Raw genomic sequence first — 17,230 nt, 5'->3', positions numbered from 1 at the left:
GCGTGCGGCCCGTGCGGAGATTGCCGAACCCGCGATCTCTGCACGGGCCGGTTGTGGTGATGGGGCGCGGAGCGGTCCTGTCCGCTTCCGGACCGGCCGGCCCGCCCGGACTTCAGGGCACCGACGCGCAGGCTCCCCGGCGTATAGCGGCCGGTCGATCGGCGCCGGCAGGGACGAACCGGCTGGGCCGGGACCGGCCGTCGGCGACTCACCAGCTGGGCCGGATGTGTCGTCCGGTGGTCATGCGCCCCAGGGTTTTCCGCACCCGGTCGGTCTCTTCGTCGCCCACGACATCGTGCCAGTGTCGGGTGTAGTTGGCCAGGCCCAGATCCGCGGCGCGGGTGCAGGCGCGGCCCCGCTCGGTGAGCACGATGAGCCTGGCACGGGCGTCGTCCGGGTGGGGGTGCCGTTCGGCGTAACCCTTGCCGACCAGTTCGTCGACGAGCTGGCTGGCTGCCTGCTTGGTGACCCCCAGGTGCTCCGCCAGTTCACCGACCGTGGCGCCGCCATGGGATATCCGCAGGAAAGCGAATCCGTGTGCCGGGCGCACATCGGCGAACCCCGCGGCCCGCACACTGTCCTGCACCGCATCGATGACCTCGGTGGCCGCCGCGAGCAGGAGAAGCGGCAGATCCGGTCCGGCAGGTTCAGGCATACGGGCATTCTGGCACCTTGACATGATAGTCAAGTAGGTTGACTATATAGACAAGCTGCTTGACTACAGGAGGTTGCCATGCTGATTTCCGCTGCCGAGGCACCCGTGCACGAGATGCACGGAGCCCGTTTCACGCCCTATGTCCGGCCGGCGACCGGCAGTTCCGAAATCTGCGTATGGCAGACCGAGTTGCCGGCCGGTTCGACCGGCGTACCGCACCGAATCGGCAAGGAAGAGGCATTCGTGCTGCTCGCCGGGCAGTTGCGCCTGACCGTCGACGGTGTGGCGGAAGCGCTGTCGCCGGGTGACGCGGCGCTTGCGCCTGCTGGTTCCATGATCGCTGTGGACAACATCGGCTCCGATCCGGTGCGTTTCCTGGCCGTTGTGCCGGTCGGGTTCGCAGCCGAGCTGCCGGACGGTTCGACGGTTTCGCCGCCCTGGGTGCTGTGATCGGGCCGATTGCCCCTGTGGCCCGCCCCCGTCTATCGGGTTGCCGTCCGGCCGCGGACGGTGTGACCGGTACCGACGAGACGGCCGTGCTGGACAGGGAGTTCGATCGCGATCTGCTGCCGGAACTGCAGGCCACCAACGGGTGGGTGCAGGAGAAGGTCGAAGGTGGCGTGATTCGCGACTTCCGTACGGGCCGGTTGCTGTGGGGGCCGGTCCGGGAGGCTTTTCGGAACGCCCACCGGTGAGCGACAACCGTACGGTTGTCCGGTGAAGGCGGTGGTTGTGGACTGGCTGCCGGTCGGCACCGGCGGGTTTGTCGGTGGTGGGGCGTAGTTTCGTGGGTATGGGCGATCCGCGGGGGTATCCGCATGACACCTATTTCAGGGCGGTTCTTTCCGACCCTGCCAATGCGGTCAGTGAGGTCCGGTCGCAGGTGTCGCCGGCACTGCGTCGCGGTATCGACTGGGATGATTTCACGCGGGTGTCGGCGAGCTTCATCACTCGTGGGAACCATGATCGCAGCAGGGCTGATCTTGTCGGTGTTGCCGAGCAGGTGGGGCCGCGAGCACTGGAGGTAGCGATGACCACGGCAGAACGAATCCGCGCTGAAGGCCACGCTGCAGGCCACGCTGCAGGCTGCGCCGACACGCAGGTCGAAATTCTCCTGCGGCTGATGACGGTGAAGTTCGGTTCGCTCTCTGCTGATGTGGTGGAGCGTGTTCGGTCGGCGCCGCCTGCGCAGGTCGAGGACTGGGTAATGCGTGTCCTGGACGCAACGAGCGCCGATGAGATGCTTCGTCTGTGACTCACCCCTGGGAGGTGTCGCCCCGCATCGCCCTGCGAGCGGGCAGCGCTGCAGCGCGTATCAGGGGATCGATCGCAGTAGGGCTGATCTTGTTGGTGTTGCCGAGCAGGTGGGGCCGCGAGCACTGGAGGTAGCGATGACCACGGCAGAACGAATCCGCGCCGACACGCAGGTCGAGATTCTCCTGCGGCTGATGACGGTGAAGTTCGGTTCGCTCTCTGCTGATGTGGTGGAGCGTGTTCGGTCGGCGCCGTCTGTGCAGGTCGAGGACTGGATGGTGCGTGTCCTGGACGCAACGACCGTCGATGAGGTGTTTCGTCTGTGACTCGCCACTTGGGGAATGTCGCCCCCGCTTCGCCCTGCAACGGACGTGCTGCAGCGAGCGATGTCGGTGTTCGCATGGCAGCCGGCATCCCCGCAATCACGGAGCAGGTGGGTCTCACGACAACGGGAGGTAGCAATGACCGCGGCAGATGAACTCCGAGCGGAGGGTCGAGCTGAAGGCCGGGCGGAGGCCCGGGCGGAGAGCCTGATCGAAATTCTCCTGCGGCAGATGACCGCGAAGTTCGGCGCGGTCTCGGCTGATGTGGTCGAGCGTGTTCGGTCGGCGCCGCCCGCGCAGCTCGAGGACTGGATAGTGCGTGTCTTGGACGCAACGACCGTCGATGAGGTGCTCGTCTAGCCGCCGGTGCACTCCTGTGATCGGTGCTCCGCAAGACGAAGGCGAGTGCTCGAGCTTCGCCTCGATATCGCCCTCGCCCATCTGGCGGGCGGCGAATACCGCAAGGCTCGTGCCGAATTCGACAGTCTCGCAGAAGCCTTCACGTGGATTGCGGGATACACCGACGAGACGGCACTCGAATGCCGCAGCCACGCCGTCGACTGCCGCATGGTTCTCGGCGAGTACACCTCCGCCCTCGACGGAGCCGAGCCGCACTCACCGACGTGCGGGCCGCCCAGGGCGACGGATCGGAACTGGCCCAGAACCTGCGCTACAACCTCGGACTGCTGCACGTAATGACCGGCGACCCGGCGGCGGCCGGAACACTGTGGGAAGAACTCTTCGAGGACCTGCATCTGTTGCGGGGCCGGATGACGAATTCACTCAGACGGTGGCCGACGCGATCGAGAGGCTGAACGGTATGGGGCCGGAACAGGACACCTGAGCGAGTGGACCAGTAGCCGGCGGTGGTGTGGTTCGGCGCGGTGTGTCGTGTGGCCGGGGCGGTGATCCGTCAGGTCGTGAATCCGGCGAGTGTTGGGCAGGGTTGTGCTTTGGTAGGGTGGGCGCCGATTCGGCAAGAAGGGGGCGCGATGACTGTCGGGCAGCAGGCTGCGGATGATTTGTGGCGGGCGGCTACGTCGGGGGAGTTGCGGTTGGCGCCGGATGCGGCCCGTGAGGTGGCTGGGGCGTATCAGCGGTTCGCGGAGCAGTGTGATGAGTGGCTCTTCAAGGCGCGATTCCTGGAGGATATTCACGGTTTCGGTCCGTTCGATTCGGCGCAGCAGTTGCAGAACGGGTTTGCGCGCAAGGCTGTCGAGTTGGGGGATGTGCTGCGGTCGTTGCAGTCGGCGGCGATGCGGATGGCGGCGGGATATCTTCGGGCGGGGCAGTTGCTCGAGGAGGCGGACATGTTGAACGCGGAGGCGTTGCGGCGGTCTCGGGAGGGGCTGGAAACATGAGGGCAGCTGTGGTGGTCTCCGGGGCGGTGGTGCTCGCGGCTGTGGTCGGGTGTTCGTCCGATGGGGCCGGTTCTGCGGAACCATCGGATCCGTCCGGTGCCGGGGCCACGGTGGTGTCGTCGACTGTGGCGGCACGTCCGACGATTACGGATCCTGCAGTGCAGCCGCCGGATCAGGACAATGAGTACACGCGGGCTGGGGGTAGGCCGCATGTGGTGTTCGATCCATGTACCTGGGTCAGCGATGCCGACCTGCTTGCCGCAGGGTATCCGCCCGATACTCGTCGGCGGGGCGAAGACCTCGTCGCGGAATACACCTTCCTGACCTGCGGTGTAAACACGGACCAGATGTCGCTGCTGATGTCGTCCGGAAACATCACCTGGGACGAAGATCAGCGGAAAAACGGGTCGTGGCTGCAGCCCACGACGGTCAACGGTCGCGAAGCGGCCATGGGGCAGAACCCCGACGGGAGCGGTGGGGGTAGGGACTCGTGCACCGTGCACATGCGTACCGAGGTCGGCGTCGTGTTCGTGACGACTTTGCTGCGTGGCATGGCCACGCCAGAGGACGTGGACCCGTGCGGAAACATCATGGAGACCGCGGCGGTCATCGAGCGTTCGATCGGCGACGAGAACTGAGCGTGGGCGCGGATCAAAGCACCGTCCAGTGACGCCGAGTCTGCGGCCGCCCTATCGCTTCTCGATGGTGACCCGGCTGAACTTGGGTACGACGATCGCTTCGTAGCCGCACTCGGAAAGCGCCCGGATGGCTGTCGTCATGCTGACCGCGCCGCCTCGTTCCAACCGGGACACGGTCATTCGTGTGACGCGCAGTCGTTCGGCGAGGTCGGCTTGGTACGTAGACACTCAACGTTTCTGCGGACGAAGGAATCGCCGATGAAGGCTGCGGGGGATATTTCTCATACGGCCACGTCCGGGGCTGCGAGGATACTTGCGATGTAGCGCACCCATGCTCACCGTGGCCGGGACTTGGAGATGCGGCCGGTCCAATCGACGAGGAACTGAGCTGCCCGCTGCTTGTTCGCCTCCGTGAGATTCAGTGGACCATCCGCGGTCTCGGTGGCGAACTCCTTTATGACCAGACTGCCGTCCCAGCCACCGACCCGCGTCACGAAGATCACCTGCGGGTGGTCGCTCCTCGCTGGGTCCGATGTCGTATCGTCCACCCAGACCGGATGTTTGGTTCCTGTTGCCACGGTGAGCCCGGACAGGTCCATGCCGGCCGGAGATGTTTCCTTTGCAGCTCGTTCCACCATGATGGTGCCGCTGTACGCCGAGTTGCCCTCTTGCCGGACGCCGCAGCTCCCTCTCTGGGTAAACGGTTGGTCCTGATCACCCCAACCGACTTCTTTCGTCAGCTCATTCGTGTTCAACTCTTCGGTGAACAGATCGGCCAGAGCGGCACACAGGTCTTCGCCTGTGAATTCTTGTCGAGAATCTTGTGATGAGGATTCCGGAGAGGAATTCGAACACCCCACCACGAACGCTACGGAAAACACCATGGTCGTCAGTAATTTGTACCAACCCGTGGTAGTCAATATTCCCCCAAAAGCCTTGTATTGGAGCAACTTTCGTGCTCATTGCACAAACTACTACCTCGGCTCATAGCGCCGCAACCAGGCCGTGGACCGCGGATATCAGCGACCCTCGGCGGCCCGGAACGTTCGAGCGATGGTCCCTGGTGGCAAGCTGTGGAGCGGTCTGTGCCGTGCTACCACCCTCGACTTCGATTTGTTGTGTGGCAGCGCGTCAGCAGGCGTCGGCACTCGGTGTCCACGTCCCGTATGTGCTCGATGTTCGGGTGAACTTGGGTCGGTCTTGTGCAGCGGGCACATTCCTTGGTGATCGCAGACACGAGCACCGGGAAGCTGTTAGCGTAGACCGGACCGTACGCGAGTACCTGGAGGGGGCCATGGAGCGCGGGCACGAGTTCACTGTCGGGCTGCCGGAGGACGGCACCTATCTGGTTCAGTTGCTCGAAGGGGTTGAGGTCCAAGAGGTTGATGGGCAGGTCAGGGGGTACTGGCCGGCGTTCGATCTGACAGCCCGGGGTGCGAGTGCGGGCGAGGTCTATCAGGAATTGCTCGGTGTGCTGCAGGAGCGGATCGGAGACGGTCCCGGAACCGCGGCGTTCGAATCGTTCGCCGGGTATGTCCGGGAGCGGGGGACCCGGTTGTCCGAAGCGGAAGTGGCGGAACGTGATCGGGCGCAGCTGCGCGAGATGGTGGTGCGGTGGCGGGTCACCGAGGACGAGCAGTACACGGTTCGGCTCTGGCAGGACTGTGAGCTGTTCCGCGACGGTGACAGCGTGACGGTGCGGGCGTTCGGGCTGGAAGGGCGTGGTGAGCACGTCGGCGCTGCGGTGCAGGCGTTGACTGCCGCGGTTGCGGAGGCGGCGGGCGAACACGATGCGCCGGGGCCGCGGTTCGACGAGTTCACCGGCTGGGTGCGCGGCGCGGGGGAGCGGGTCGCCGTGGAGGTGCTCGCGCAGGAGGCGGAAGCGGAGCGGGAATACCTCGCCGCGCGGGACAAGCTGGCGGCGATCGGCCCGGACGAGATCGAGGCGGCCAGCTCGACGGGAGTTCCGCTGCTCGTCGATTTCTGGGCGGCGTGGTGCGGGCCGTGCCGGCAGGTGACCCCGGTGCTCGCGAGCCTGGCCGAACAGTGGGCTGGGCGGGTCGTCGTGCGGAAGCTCGATGTGGACCGGTTCGACGGGGTGTGGGAACGGTTCGGGTTCCGGGGGATCCCGGCGATGCTGATGTTCGAGAACGGTGCGGAGATCCATCGGGTGATCGGGTTCGGCGGTAGGGAGAGCCTGGTCGCCGAGTTCGAGCCGCATCTCGCAGCGATCGACGAATGATCCGGCCGGTCGGTGCGCAAGCATGCGCACCGACCTCGGTGTGGCCTGATCTGTCGGTAGCGAAGTGCGAATAGGCTCGTCGGCACGGCATCCCCGACGCCGAGATTTGTGACTGCCCGCAGCGGGCTTGACGGATGCCAGGCCATGGCCGAGCGCGCCCGACTCACTGATGGCCAGTAAGGGGCTCTGGCCGACGCTCATGAGTCGTCTCCGCCGACCTGTGGACGAGATCGCAGGTCCGGTGGTTGTCTCGCCCGGTCGTCTGCGACCCGGACGCTCGACCGAGTGTCGGCGCCTGCGGGTGCTACCAGTCGTAGGCGACGGCGTCGTCGCCGATCCGCTCGTTTCCCGGCCGTTACGCGGGCAGGCGTAGCTGCCGGATAGCCGGATGGTCCGACGATCTTGCCACCGTGGAGCAGGTGATCGGGCCGACGGATCGACGGGTGGTCGCCGCCGGGTAGCCGGCCGTCTCGGCCCGGTGCTCGAACTTGAAAGTTCGGGTACCCGAAGAATACAATCCGGACATGATGAGGGTTGAGTTTCGCCTGCCGTCGATGTCGTCGGCCCGTAGGTTCGTCGTCGCCGGTGTCGTCGGTGCGGTAGCCGTGGTGGCCACTGCCTGCGGTGTCGGTCCGGCCGGTGGTGACGGCCGGCCGGTGGTGCTCACCACCTTCACTGTGCTGGCCGATATGGCGCGCAATGTCGCCGGAGATCATCTCGACGTGCGGTCGATCACCAAGGTCGGTGCCGAGATCCACGGCTACCAGCCGACGCCCGGCGATATCCGCAAGGCTGCGGAGGCGGATCTGATCCTGGACAACGGGCTGAACCTGGAGGCTTGGTTCGCGCAGTTCGTCGCCGATCTCGAGGTACCGCACGTTGTGGTCAGCGAGGGAATCGAGCCGATCGATATCGCGTCGGACGCCTACCGGGGGACTCCGAACCCGCATGCCTGGATGTCCCCGGTGAACGCGCAGATCTACATCGACAACATGGTGGCGGCGTTCGCCGATCTGGACCCCGAGCATGCCGACGATTTCCGGGCCAACGGCACCGCCTATCGCGCCGAACTCGCCGCCCTGCAGGACGATCTGGTGGATACCCTGGCGGTGCTTCCGGAGGATCAGCGGGCCCTGGTCACCTGCGAAGGCGCCTTCTCCTATCTGGCCCGTGACGCCGGTTTGACCGAGAAGTACATCTGGCCGGTCAATGCCGAACAGCAGGCGACCCCGCAGCAGATCGGTTCGGCGATCGACTTCGTCCGGGAGCGTGACGTTCCCGCGGTCTTCTGTGAATCGACGGTCTCCGACGCCCCGATGCAGCAGGTCGTCGAGGCCACCGACGCAACCTTCGGCGGCACCCTCTACGTCGATTCGCTTTCCGAGGCCGACGGGCCGGTGCCCACCTATCTCGACCTGATCCGCCACGATGCCGAGACGATAGGTTCCGCACTCACCGGAGGCCAGGGATGACGATTACGGGTGAAGACGGCGCGCCGGTGGTGCAGCTGTCCGGTGTCACCGTCCGCTACGGCGAGGTGCTCGCCCTGGACGGGGTGGATCTGGCGCTGCGGCCGGGTCGGGTATGCGGCCTGATCGGGATGAACGGCTCGGGTAAATCGACACTGTTCAAGACCGTCATGGGGCTCGTGGATCCGGACCGGGGGCAGGTTCGGATCGACGGTCGCGCGCCTGCGGTGGCTCGCCGGGCCGGCCGCATCGGCTACGTGCCGCAGGCCGAGGACGTGGACTGGAGTTTTCCGATCTCGGTGCGTGAGGTCGTGATGACCGGCCGGTACGGGCGGATGGGGTTCACCCGGCGGCCGCGCCGCGCCGATCGTGCCGCGGTCGCCGATGCCTTGGCGCGGGTCGGGCTGACCGACCTGGCGGATCGGCAGATCGGGCAGCTCTCCGGCGGGCAGAAGAAGCGTGCGTTCGTCGCGCGGGGGATCGCGCAGGGGGCGACCATCCTGCTGCTGGACGAGCCGTTCGCCGGGGTGGACAAGCGCTCCGAGGCCACCATCACCGCGTTGCTGCGGGAACTGGCGGCCGGTGGGGCCACCGTCCTGGTGTCCACGCACGACCTGCATGCCCTGCCGGGGCTGGCCGACGAGGCGGTGCTGCTGATGCGCCGGGTGCTCGAACACGGCGATCCGGACGATGTGGTGCGGCCGGAGAACCTGGCCCGCGCGTTCGGCCTGGAGGTGCGGCCGGACGGCAGTCCGGCGGCGCTGGATCGGGATGCTGCGGCGACCGGCCGCCGGGCCGAACGAATCGAGGTGGCCTGACCGATGGAATTGCTCGACCTCGTCGTCGACCCGTTGCGTTACGAGTTCATGGTGCGGGCCCTGATCACCACCGTCGTCGCCGCTGCGGTCTGTGCGGTGCTCTCCTGCTGGCTCGTGCTGGTCGGCTGGTCGCTGATGGGCGATGCGGTATCGCATGCGGTGCTGCCGGGTGTGGTGCTCGCCTACATCGTCGGGTGGCCGTTCGCGGTGGGCGCGGTGATCTTCGGGTTCCTCGCGGTCGCGTTGATCGGGGTGGTCCGGGACACCAGCCGGGTGAAGGAGGACGCCGCCATCGGCATCGTGTTCACCACGCTGTTCGCCCTCGGGCTGGTGCTGGTGTCGGTGACACCGAGCAATACCGACCTCAACCACATCGTGTTCGGCAACCTGCTCGGGGTCAGCAGCGGTGAGATGACCCAGATCCTGATCCTGGCGGCGATCGTGCTCGTGGTGTTGCTGGCGAAGCGGCGGGACTTCACCCTGTATGCCTTCGACCCCACGCACGCCCACGCCATCGGGCTGAATCCGCGCATACTGGGTGCCCTGCTGCTGGCGATGCTGGCGCTGACCGCCGTCGTCGCACTGCAGGCGGTGGGGGTGGTGCTGGTCGTCGCCATGCTCATCATTCCGGGTGCGACCGCCTACCTGCTGACCGACCGGTTCGGCCGGATGTTGCTGGTTGCGCCGGTCGTCGCGGTGGGGTGCGCGGTGGCCGGCCTCTACGTCAGCTACTACGCGGACACGGCCGCCGGGGCGATGGTGGTGCTGGCTCAAGGCGCGGCATTCACGGCCGCCTATCTGTTCGCGCCGCGGCAGGGCATCATCGGGCGCCGGATCGCGGCGGCCCGGGCACGCCGCACCGATCCGGTGGCGGTCGTCTGACCCGACGAACGACGGCCGGGCCGGGTGGCTCGGGTGCGGTTCTCCAGCACCCGCCCCGCAACTCCGGAGAAGATAAGGCTAAGCTAACCTAGAGCGGATTATGTTCGCTGACTCCGAGGTAGTGTTCCATGGTTCCGACCGGCCCGGCCGCTGATTCGCTCCCCCTCACCTCGGCGCAGCAGGAGGTGTGGGTCGCCCAGGAGGTCCTGGGCGAGATCCCCCTCACGACCACCCAGTACATCGATATCGAGGGCCCCCTCGACCGGCAGCGCTGGCAGGAAGCGGCCCGGACCGCGGCCCGGGAACTGGGCGCGTATGTGCGGTTCGGCCGCGCCGCGGACGGATTCGTACGGCAGTGGGTCGACTATTCGATCGCCGACGACATCGGCTACCTGGATCTGCGCGATGCCGCCGATCCCATATCTGCAGCACACGAATGGATGCGCGCCGACCAGCGCCGCCCGTTCGATCTGCGCACCGACCCGCCGATCCGGTCGACGATCCTTCAGGTCGGCGCAGACCGGCATTTCGCGTACTCGCGCGCGCACCACATCGCGCTCGACGGGTACGGAGCCATGCTGCTACAGCAGCGTCATGCCGAGTGCTACGCCGAGCTCGCCGCCGGTGGCCGCCCTGCCGGTACTCCGGTGGACACCCCCGGACTGCTGGTGGCCGCGGACGAGAGCTACCGGAACTCGGCGCGGTATCGGACCGACCGCGACTACTGGGCCGAACGGGCGGGCGACCTGCCGGCGGCGGTGAGCCTCGCGCTGCGGCCCGGCGCCCCCGACCCGGTGGCCGTCCGGGCCGGTGGTCCGTTGCCCGATCGGATTCGGGACGCGTTGCGGGACGGTGCGGACACGAGTCGCGGCACCGTCGTCGCCGTGGCCGCACTCGCGGCCTACCTCGGCCGGCTGACCGGCACCGAGGAGGTGACGCTGAGCCTGCCGGTGACCGCTCGCACCACCGCGGGCCTGCGCCGCGCGGCCGGCATGGTGAGCAATGTGCTGCCGCTGCGTATTCCGGTGCGGGATCGGCAGTCCGTGGCCGAACTGCTGGCGGCGACCCGCGCCGAACTCGGTGGTGCACTCCGCCGGCAACGCTTCCGCGGGGAGGACGTGCAGCGTTTGCGGCGCGACGGCGAACTTCTGCCGGGACAGCGCGAGTTCGGCCCGGCAGTGAACATCATGAACTTCCGGGCCGGGCTGGACCTCGGCGCCGCGAGCGGGACCCTTCATCTGCTGTCCAGCGGCCCGGTCGCGGATCTGGCGATGAACGTCTATCCGGTCGCCGAGACCGGTCTGCGGGTCGAGTTCGAGGCCAATCCGAACCGATACAGCCCGGCCGAGTTGACCGCACATCATCGGCGGTTCGAACGGTTGCTCGGTGATCTGGCGGGCGCCGGGCCGGACACCGAACTCGGCGATCTCGCTCTGCTGACCGCCGCGGAGACCGAGCTGCTGGTGCCCTGGTACGGCCCGGCAACCGGCCCGCTCGCGACGCTCGCCGACCTGATCACCGCTGCGGTGCACCGCAATCCGGACGGCGATGCCGTGGTGCACGGTGAACGCCGCTGGACCTATTCCGAATTCGATGCCTGGACCAACCGGCTGGCCCGCGCGCTCATCGCGGCCGGGGCGGGGCCGGAGACCCTGGTGGCGATGCGGATGGACCGGTCCGCGGAGTCGGTGGCGGCGATCTGGGCGATCACCAAGGCCGGCGCCGGGTTCGTTCCCATCGATCCCGGATATCCGGCCGAACGCATCGCGCACATCCTGGCCGATTCGGGGGTGCGGCTCGGGCTGCTCGGTCCCGGCGCCGCGGATTCCGACGCCGCGGCCTCGGCGGTCCGGTGGCTGCGTATCGACGACCCGGAAACCGCCGCCGGACATTCGGCGGCCCCGGTGACCGACCCGGATCGGGCTGCCCGGCTGGATCCGGCACACCCCGCCTACCTGATCTATACCTCCGGCTCCACCGGCACCCCCAAGGGCGTCGTGGTGACCCACGGCGGACTGGCCAATCTGGCCGCCGAGCGCCGGGACCGCTACGACCTGGCGCCGGGCGCCCGGACGTTGCATCACGCCTCGCCCGGATTCGATATGGCGGTGGGGGAGCAGCTGTGCGCCCTGGCCGGTGCGGCGACCTTGATCGTCGCACCGCGCGACATCGTGGCCGGGCCGGATCTGGCCGCGCTGATGCAGCGTGAGCAGGTCACCAACGCGATCATCACCCCCGCCGTCCTGGCCACCCTCGACCCCGCCGAGCTGGACGCACTCCGGGTGCTCGGCGTCGGCGGCGAGGCGATCCGGGCCGACCTGGTCGATGCCTGGGCACCCGGCCGGAAGATGCGCAACGGGTACGGCCCCACCGAGGCCACCGATATCGCCACCATCGGGGATCTGGTGTCCGGTCGGCCGGTCACCATCGGTGCCCCACTGCGTGGTTTCCGGGCGCTGGTGCTCGACGCCCGGCTGCGACCGGTTCCGCCCGGCGTCCCCGGCGAGCTGTACATCGGCGGTCCCGCGCTGGCGCGTGGCTATCGTGGCCGGCATGCGCTGACCGCGGCCCGCTTCGTCGCCGACCCGTACGGCGCACCGGGGGACCGGTTGTATCGCACCGGCGACCTGGTCACCCTCACCCCGGGCGCCGATCCGGAACTGCTTTACCACGGGCGCACCGATTTTCAGATCAAGGTGCGCGGGCACCGGATCGAGCCCGGTGAGGTGGAGATCGCGCTGACCGCGCGGCCCGAGATCGCGCGGGCCGCGGTCACCGCGCACCAGGATCCGCGGACCGGTGCTCACCTGGTGGCCTATCTGGTGCCGGATTCGGACGCGACGATCGATATCGCCGCGGTTCGGGCCGAAACCGCTGCCGCGCTGCCCGCCTATCTGCGGCCGGCGGCCTATGTGGTGCTCGATCGGCTGCCGTTGACCGCGAACGGGAAACTCGACACCCGCAACCTGCCCGCGCCGGATTTCGGCCGGGCCGAGTTCCGGCTGCCGGAGACCCGGGACGAACGGCGGGTAGCGGCGGTGTTCGCCGACGTCCTCGCAGCCACCGGGGTGGGTGCCGACGACGATTTCTTCGCGCTCGGCGGGACATCGCTGACCGCGACCGGGGCCGCGGCCCGGCTGGGGATCGCGGTACGGGAGATCTTCGATGCCCCCACCGTGGCCGAACTGGCCACCCGGCTCACCGGTGCCCCGGATGAGGTCGCGGCGCCGACGGCCGGACTTCGCCCGGACCGGATTCCGCCGGCGCCCGCCCAGCTGCGCCTGTGGCTGCTGAATCAGCTCGACCCCGAATCGTCGGCCTACCACCTGCCGGTGGCCCTGCGCCTGCGTGGCCACCTCGACCCGGCCGCGCTGCGGGCCGCGTTCGCCGCAGTGCTGGACCGGCACGAGGTGTTGCGCACCGTGTACCCGGAGGTGGACGGGCAGCCGTGGCAGCGCATCCTGCCCGGTGCCGAAGCCGCGGAACGAGTTGTGCCGGTGCCGATCCGGGCCGCCGATATCGATGCCGAGCTGGCGGCGTTCGTCCGGGCACCGTTCGACGTGACCACCGAGTTGCCGGTTCGGGTGCGGCTGCTGCGCACCGCCACCGACGAGCACGTGCTGGCCGTGGTGCTGCACCACATCGCCGCCGACGGGTGGTCGTTCGGTCCGCTGATCGCCGATCTGACCGCCGCCTACGCCGCGGCCGTCGCCGGACAGGCGCCGAGCTGGGAGCCGCTGGAGCTGCAGTACGCCGACTATGCACTGTGGCAGCAGAATCGGGCCGGAACAGCAGAGATCGAATACTGGACCGAGGCTCTCCGGGGCGTATCCGGCTATCTGCCGTTGCCCACGGACCGGCCCTACGGCGGCACCGCACGGCACGGCGACAGCATCGAATTCCGGATACCGGCGGCCGATACGGCCGCGCTGAACGAGCTGACCGCCCGCACCGGCACCACCCTGTTCATGGCTGGGTGTGCGGTCTATTCTCTGCTGCTGCACCGGATCACCGGCAGCCCGGGAATCACCGTCGGAACCCCGGTGGCGGGACGTGGCCATCCGGCGCTGGATCGGCTGGTCGGGATGTTCGTCAATACCCTGCCGTTGCACACCACGATCGATGCCGGGCAATCCTTCACGGCGCTGCTGGCCGATGTCCGGGCGCGCACGCTCGATGCGTTCGACCATGCCGAGCTGCCGTTCGACCGGATTGTCGAGGCGCTGGAAATGCCCCGGGAGCCGGGCCGGAATCCGCTGGTGCAGGTCGCATTCGCGGTCGACAACCTGCCTGCCGCACCGGACCCGGTACTCGGTGACCTGCACTGGTCCAGGCTCGAATTACCGCTCGACCAGGCACATTTCGAGCTGGCGCTGACCTTGCGTGAATCCGGGGACGAGCTCGTCGGCGAGTTCCGTTACGCCACGGACCTGTTCGATCGATCGACGGTCGCTGCACTGGCCGAACAGTATCGCGATCTCCTTGCCGCGGTGACCGCCGATCCGGACCGCCCGATCGGTGCCGGCCCGGCCCGCCCGCTCGTCGCCGGGCCGGCCGATTCCGGGCCGACAGCCGTCGGGTTGTCCGCTGTCGCAGGGGCGGCCGCCGGCGGGTCGCCCGTCGCCGCCGGGCGGCGGGTCGCCGGTCCGGCCCATGATGAGCCGAGCGATGCGGACCCGGACACCCACGCCCGGGCGGCCGCGATCGCCGCGGTGTTCGCCGAGGTGCTCGAGTTGCCGCAGGTCGCGCCCGGTGTCGGTTTCTTCGAGCTGGGTGGCACCTCGTTGCTGGTGTTCGCGCTGCGGGCGCGATTGCGTGAGCGGCTCGGCCTGGACGTCGATCCACGCGCCATTTTCACCGCGGCGACCCCGTATGCCCTGGCCGAACTGGAGCGGACGGCGGCCGACGACGAGGCGGCCTGGCCGGTGCAATTGGCTGCGGACGCCCGGCTGGACGCGTCGTTCGGGATCGCCGAAACGGCGCGGCCCGCCGAACTCGTGCCCGACGACATCCTGCTCACCGGTGCCACCGGTTTCCTCGGCGCCCACCTGCTGCGCGAACTGCTGGACCGCACCGGCGCCCGGATCCACTGCCTGGTGCGCTGCACCGGCCCCGCCGACGGATTCGCCCGATTGCAGGACGGCTTCCTCCGCTACCGGCTGGACTCGGCCGGGCTCGCCGAGCGGGTCCGGGTGGTACCCGGGGATCTGGGGCGGCCCCGGCTCGGTGTCGACGAATCCACCTGGGCCGACCTTGCCGGGCGGATCGGTGCGATCTTCCACAACGGTGCCCGGGTGAATCACCTCGAGCGCTATGCGGACCTGCGCGCCGCCAATGTGGGGGCGACCCGTGATGTGCTCCGGCTGGCCGCCGCCAAGCGGGTCAAACCGGTTCATTTCGTGTCCACGTTGAATGCGGTGCTGGGTACCGAGACGACCGGCGTGGTCGGGGAAGAGACAGAGATCGCCGCGGCACAGGTGCCGCGGCACGGCTATGTCGCGGCGAAGTGGGTGGCCGAGCAACTGGTGCTGCAAGCGGGTGCGCGCGGCCTCCCGGTCGCGGTGTACCGGCCCGGGCTGATCAGCGGTGCCACCGGCACCGGCATCACCGCCGCGGACGATTCGATGTGGACGATGCTGCGGGCGGCGGCTCATCTCGGTATCGCCCCGGATGTCGGTGCGGCGACGGTATCGCTGGCACCGGTGGACTATGTCGCGGCCGCGATCGTGGCGATCGCCGGACAGCAGCTTCCGGACCGGGACCGGTATCACCTGATGAATCCCCGGCAGACCCGGATCGCCGAACTGTTCGCGGGCCTGGTCCGGTGCGGATATCCGCTGGAGACGGTCGGCGCCGAGGAAGCGAAACGGCGGCTGGCGGACCGGGCCGGTGAACACGACACGCTGACCCGGGCGGCGCTGCTGGTGGGCAACTTCGCCGATGTCGGATCCGGAACGGCCGAGGTGATCCTGGACGACGGGCGGACCCGCGCGGCGCTGGCCGGGACGGAGATCTCCTGCCCGCCGATCGATGCGGCGCTCATCGACCGCTACCTCGGCTGTTTCGTCGCCGACGGGTTGCTGCCGGATCCGGCGACGGCCGGCTGAATCCGGTCAGGCTGCGGCCGGGGCGGTCCGGGCGGCGACGTTGACCGGCCGCAACCGGCCACCGTCGCCGCTCGCCTCGAACACCCAGTACCGGCCCGTCCAGGCCGGATAGTCGCGCTGCCAGCGCGCCACGGCCGCGGCGTCGTCGAGTGAATCGACGGTGCCGGCGGACCCGGTGTACTGGTGGTGTTCATAGGCGTGTCGGCTGAGGGTCCGAACTTCGCGGTCGGGGGTTTGTACTGTCGCGGCGGGGACTTGCACGGACACGAGACGGCTCCTGTCGGGGTGGCCGAACCAGGGTGCTGCCGGGACGAGGTCGGCGCCCGGTCGGCCGGGACTCGGTTGGGCGGTGGCGCGGCACCGCTGGTGGGTCAGTATGCTCCGGTTGACGGCTACCGGCGGGCAATTCTGAAAATAAATCAGTTCTGAACTTTTCCCCGGGTGTGCCCGCGGTTCACTGCCGGAACGAATCATCACCATTCGGTACCATTCGGACAAGATCACGAATGTCGCCGCATGAGCCGGGTAATCTCTATATCCGCAGGTTGTACGGCTTTCTGACGATGCGGGGACGATCGGGAGGTGCGGAAATGGCCATGGCAGCCGGGGGACGCTCCCCAACCTCGGAAACGATGGGTAACCCCACGTCGGTGCGGCGATTCTCGCTGGCACCGGACCGTTTGGTTGCCGTCGGATTGCTACTTCTGATTCCGGTGCTCGTTGCGGTCGGTCCGATGGCCGCGGCGGTGCTGATCCGCCAGGCAGGTGCGGTGGCTCCGTCGGGGCCCGGAGCCCTGCTGGCTACCGCAGCGCTGTCGATCGCGCTGGTGTCGGCCGCGGCGGCGGCCTTCACCATCGCCTGGCGGCGCAGCCATGAGCGAGGGACCTGACGCGAGGTATTCGATGAGTGTGATGTTCGCCGACCCCGGCCCGGAGGAGCCGGCGGCCGATTGCCGGGTGGTCGAGCTGCTGGTGGTGATCGATGACGTCGCCCGGTGGCGAACGGTGATCGACCGAATGTGCCGCTCCGGCGGGTTGCGGTGGCGGCGCCGGGGCGGCGCCGGAGTCGATTCCTTTCCGCCGGTACGCCGCTGGCGGAATGTGGATCTGCCCGCGACGGCTCCGGGCCAGGCCGCACTGGCCGCGGTGCTGCGCGGTGCCGTGGCCGGAACACCGGTGGCGGCCACCGATCCGCTCGGTGAATTCGCGGCGGCCATCATGCTGATCTCCGGCTGCCCGGCCACCGTGGAAGTGCCGGTGCACCGGCTGCCTTCGGGTGGGCGGCGCCGGCTCGCGCTGGCACCGGATCCGGATCGACGGGAGCTGCTGGTCTCGATCTACGCTCTCGACGGTGACGATCTGGCCCTGGCCGAGGATGTCACCGTCGCGGTGACCGCGGCCGGCGGCGGGCAGGTCACCGCCCGGGACATCCGCTGGCTGTCGCTGCCGCTGACCAGCTGACCCGGACCGGCTCCGGCCGG

At 68.5% G+C, this 17,230-nt stretch carries 18 protein-coding genes; 14 read left to right on the top strand and 4 right to left on the bottom strand.

From position 1 onward, the window contains the following. Positions 1-208: 208 nt before the first annotated feature. Positions 209-655: a MarR family winged helix-turn-helix transcriptional regulator gene (locus AC1HFH_RS21510; protein ID WP_480244591.1), complete on the bottom strand. Its 447-nt coding sequence runs from the start codon at positions 653-655 to the stop codon at positions 209-211. Between the two features lie 78 nt (positions 656-733). Here AC1HFH_RS21510 and AC1HFH_RS21505 point away from each other — a divergent pair, with 78 nt between their 5' ends. From AC1HFH_RS21505 to AC1HFH_RS21475, 7 genes are all read left to right on the top strand, one after another. Then, entirely contained in the window at positions 734-1,105 is a 372-nt protein-coding gene (locus AC1HFH_RS21505; protein ID WP_480244590.1) for a cupin domain-containing protein, read from the top strand. 62 nt (positions 1,106-1,167) lie between these two features. Beyond that, complete coding sequence (locus tag AC1HFH_RS21500) at positions 1,168-1,350, top strand: hypothetical protein (RefSeq protein WP_480244589.1); 183 nt, start codon at positions 1,168-1,170, stop codon at positions 1,348-1,350. Positions 1,351-1,448: 98 nt separating this feature from the next. After that, complete coding sequence (locus AC1HFH_RS21495) at positions 1,449-1,910, top strand: hypothetical protein (protein WP_480244588.1); 462 nt, start codon at positions 1,449-1,451, stop codon at positions 1,908-1,910. Between the two features lie 136 nt (positions 1,911-2,046). Next, entirely contained in the window at positions 2,047-2,235 is a 189-nt protein-coding gene (locus tag AC1HFH_RS21490) for a DUF4351 domain-containing protein (protein WP_480244587.1), read from the top strand. A 135-nt stretch (positions 2,236-2,370) separates the two neighbouring features. Continuing rightward, a complete protein-coding gene (locus AC1HFH_RS21485) occupies positions 2,371-2,592 on the top strand; it encodes a DUF4351 domain-containing protein (RefSeq protein ID WP_480244586.1) in 222 nt (73 codons plus the stop codon). 632 nt (positions 2,593-3,224) lie between these two features. Next, positions 3,225-3,593 (top strand): hypothetical protein, encoded by a 369-nt coding sequence (locus tag AC1HFH_RS21480; protein ID WP_480244585.1) that lies wholly within the window; start codon positions 3,225-3,227, stop codon positions 3,591-3,593. Next, positions 3,590-4,231, top strand: coding sequence for a DUF3558 domain-containing protein (locus AC1HFH_RS21475; RefSeq protein ID WP_480244584.1), 642 nt, complete (start codon positions 3,590-3,592; stop codon positions 4,229-4,231). The genes AC1HFH_RS21480 and AC1HFH_RS21475 overlap by 4 nt, the downstream gene beginning before the upstream one ends. Positions 4,232-4,282: 51 nt before the next feature. Here the strand turns inward: AC1HFH_RS21475 and AC1HFH_RS21470 are convergent, their stop codons facing one another. Together AC1HFH_RS21470 and AC1HFH_RS21465 are read right to left on the bottom strand one after the other, a co-directional pair. Next, positions 4,283-4,459, bottom strand: a complete 177-nt coding sequence (locus AC1HFH_RS21470; RefSeq protein WP_480244583.1) for a helix-turn-helix domain-containing protein — start codon at positions 4,457-4,459, stop codon at positions 4,283-4,285. Positions 4,460-4,566: 107 nt separating this feature from the next. Further along, positions 4,567-5,181 (bottom strand): hypothetical protein, encoded by a 615-nt coding sequence (locus AC1HFH_RS21465; protein WP_480244582.1) that lies wholly within the window; start codon positions 5,179-5,181, stop codon positions 4,567-4,569. A gap of 344 nt (positions 5,182-5,525) precedes the next feature. Between AC1HFH_RS21465 and AC1HFH_RS21460 the strand changes: the two genes are divergently transcribed. The 5 genes from AC1HFH_RS21460 to AC1HFH_RS21440 all read left to right on the top strand — a co-directional run bounded on the left by AC1HFH_RS21460 (position 5,526) and on the right by AC1HFH_RS21440 (position 15,749). After that, positions 5,526-6,473 (top strand): thioredoxin family protein, encoded by a 948-nt coding sequence (locus AC1HFH_RS21460; protein ID WP_480244581.1) that lies wholly within the window; start codon positions 5,526-5,528, stop codon positions 6,471-6,473. 524 nt (positions 6,474-6,997) lie between these two features. After that, positions 6,998-7,945, top strand: a complete 948-nt coding sequence (locus AC1HFH_RS21455; RefSeq protein WP_480244580.1) for a metal ABC transporter substrate-binding protein — start codon at positions 6,998-7,000, stop codon at positions 7,943-7,945. Further along, a complete protein-coding gene (locus AC1HFH_RS21450; RefSeq protein ID WP_480244579.1) occupies positions 7,942-8,760 on the top strand; it encodes a metal ABC transporter ATP-binding protein in 819 nt (272 codons plus the stop codon). Before AC1HFH_RS21455 ends, AC1HFH_RS21450 begins: the two co-directional genes overlap by 4 nt. A gap of 3 nt (positions 8,761-8,763) precedes the next feature. After that, complete coding sequence (locus tag AC1HFH_RS21445; RefSeq protein ID WP_480244578.1) at positions 8,764-9,642, top strand: metal ABC transporter permease; 879 nt, start codon at positions 8,764-8,766, stop codon at positions 9,640-9,642. A 128-nt stretch (positions 9,643-9,770) separates the two neighbouring features. After that, positions 9,771-15,749, top strand: a complete 5,979-nt coding sequence (locus tag AC1HFH_RS21440) for an amino acid adenylation domain-containing protein (protein WP_480244577.1) — start codon at positions 9,771-9,773, stop codon at positions 15,747-15,749. 6 nt (positions 15,750-15,755) lie between these two features. On the opposite strand, the gene AC1HFH_RS21435 is transcribed toward AC1HFH_RS21440, so the two are convergent. Continuing rightward, positions 15,756-16,016, bottom strand: a complete 261-nt coding sequence (locus AC1HFH_RS21435) for a hypothetical protein (RefSeq protein WP_480244576.1) — start codon at positions 16,014-16,016, stop codon at positions 15,756-15,758. A gap of 365 nt (positions 16,017-16,381) precedes the next feature. Between AC1HFH_RS21435 and AC1HFH_RS21430 the strand changes: the two genes are divergently transcribed. Together AC1HFH_RS21430 and AC1HFH_RS21425 are read left to right on the top strand one after the other, a co-directional pair. Then, a complete protein-coding gene (locus AC1HFH_RS21430) occupies positions 16,382-16,639 on the top strand; it encodes a hypothetical protein (RefSeq protein WP_480244575.1) in 258 nt (85 codons plus the stop codon). A gap of 13 nt (positions 16,640-16,652) precedes the next feature. Next, entirely contained in the window at positions 16,653-17,210 is a 558-nt protein-coding gene (locus AC1HFH_RS21425; protein WP_480244574.1) for a hypothetical protein, read from the top strand. Positions 17,211-17,230: the final 20 nt, after the last annotated feature.

This window comes from Nocardia sp. KT25-26 (genome assembly GCF_056627695.1).
This window is presented reverse-complemented; position numbering and strand designations above follow the sequence as displayed.

What these genes read in the sequence shown, in the direction of transcription:
- AC1HFH_RS21510 (WP_480244591.1), bottom strand. Translation starts at nt 655, where the DNA reads ATGCCTGAACCTGCCGGACCGGATCTGCCGCTTCTCCTGCTCGCGGCG.
- AC1HFH_RS21505 (WP_480244590.1), top strand. Translation starts at nt 734, where the DNA reads ATGCTGATTTCCGCTGCCGAGGCACCCGTGCACGAGATGCACGGAGCC.
- AC1HFH_RS21495 (WP_480244588.1), top strand. Translation starts at nt 1,449, where the DNA reads ATGGGCGATCCGCGGGGGTATCCGCATGACACCTATTTCAGGGCGGTT.
- AC1HFH_RS21490 (WP_480244587.1), top strand. Translation starts at nt 2,047, where the DNA reads ATGACCACGGCAGAACGAATCCGCGCCGACACGCAGGTCGAGATTCTC.
- AC1HFH_RS21485 (WP_480244586.1), top strand. Translation starts at nt 2,371, where the DNA reads ATGACCGCGGCAGATGAACTCCGAGCGGAGGGTCGAGCTGAAGGCCGG.
- AC1HFH_RS21480 (WP_480244585.1), top strand. Translation starts at nt 3,225, where the DNA reads ATGACTGTCGGGCAGCAGGCTGCGGATGATTTGTGGCGGGCGGCTACG.
- AC1HFH_RS21475 (WP_480244584.1), top strand. Translation starts at nt 3,590, where the DNA reads ATGAGGGCAGCTGTGGTGGTCTCCGGGGCGGTGGTGCTCGCGGCTGTG.
- AC1HFH_RS21460 (WP_480244581.1), top strand. Translation starts at nt 5,526, where the DNA reads ATGGAGCGCGGGCACGAGTTCACTGTCGGGCTGCCGGAGGACGGCACC.
- AC1HFH_RS21455 (WP_480244580.1), top strand. Translation starts at nt 6,998, where the DNA reads ATGATGAGGGTTGAGTTTCGCCTGCCGTCGATGTCGTCGGCCCGTAGG.
- AC1HFH_RS21450 (WP_480244579.1), top strand. Translation starts at nt 7,942, where the DNA reads ATGACGATTACGGGTGAAGACGGCGCGCCGGTGGTGCAGCTGTCCGGT.
- AC1HFH_RS21445 (WP_480244578.1), top strand. Translation starts at nt 8,764, where the DNA reads ATGGAATTGCTCGACCTCGTCGTCGACCCGTTGCGTTACGAGTTCATG.
- AC1HFH_RS21440 (WP_480244577.1), top strand. Translation starts at nt 9,771, where the DNA reads ATGGTTCCGACCGGCCCGGCCGCTGATTCGCTCCCCCTCACCTCGGCG.
- AC1HFH_RS21430 (WP_480244575.1), top strand. Translation starts at nt 16,382, where the DNA reads ATGGGTAACCCCACGTCGGTGCGGCGATTCTCGCTGGCACCGGACCGT.
- AC1HFH_RS21425 (WP_480244574.1), top strand. Translation starts at nt 16,653, where the DNA reads ATGAGTGTGATGTTCGCCGACCCCGGCCCGGAGGAGCCGGCGGCCGAT.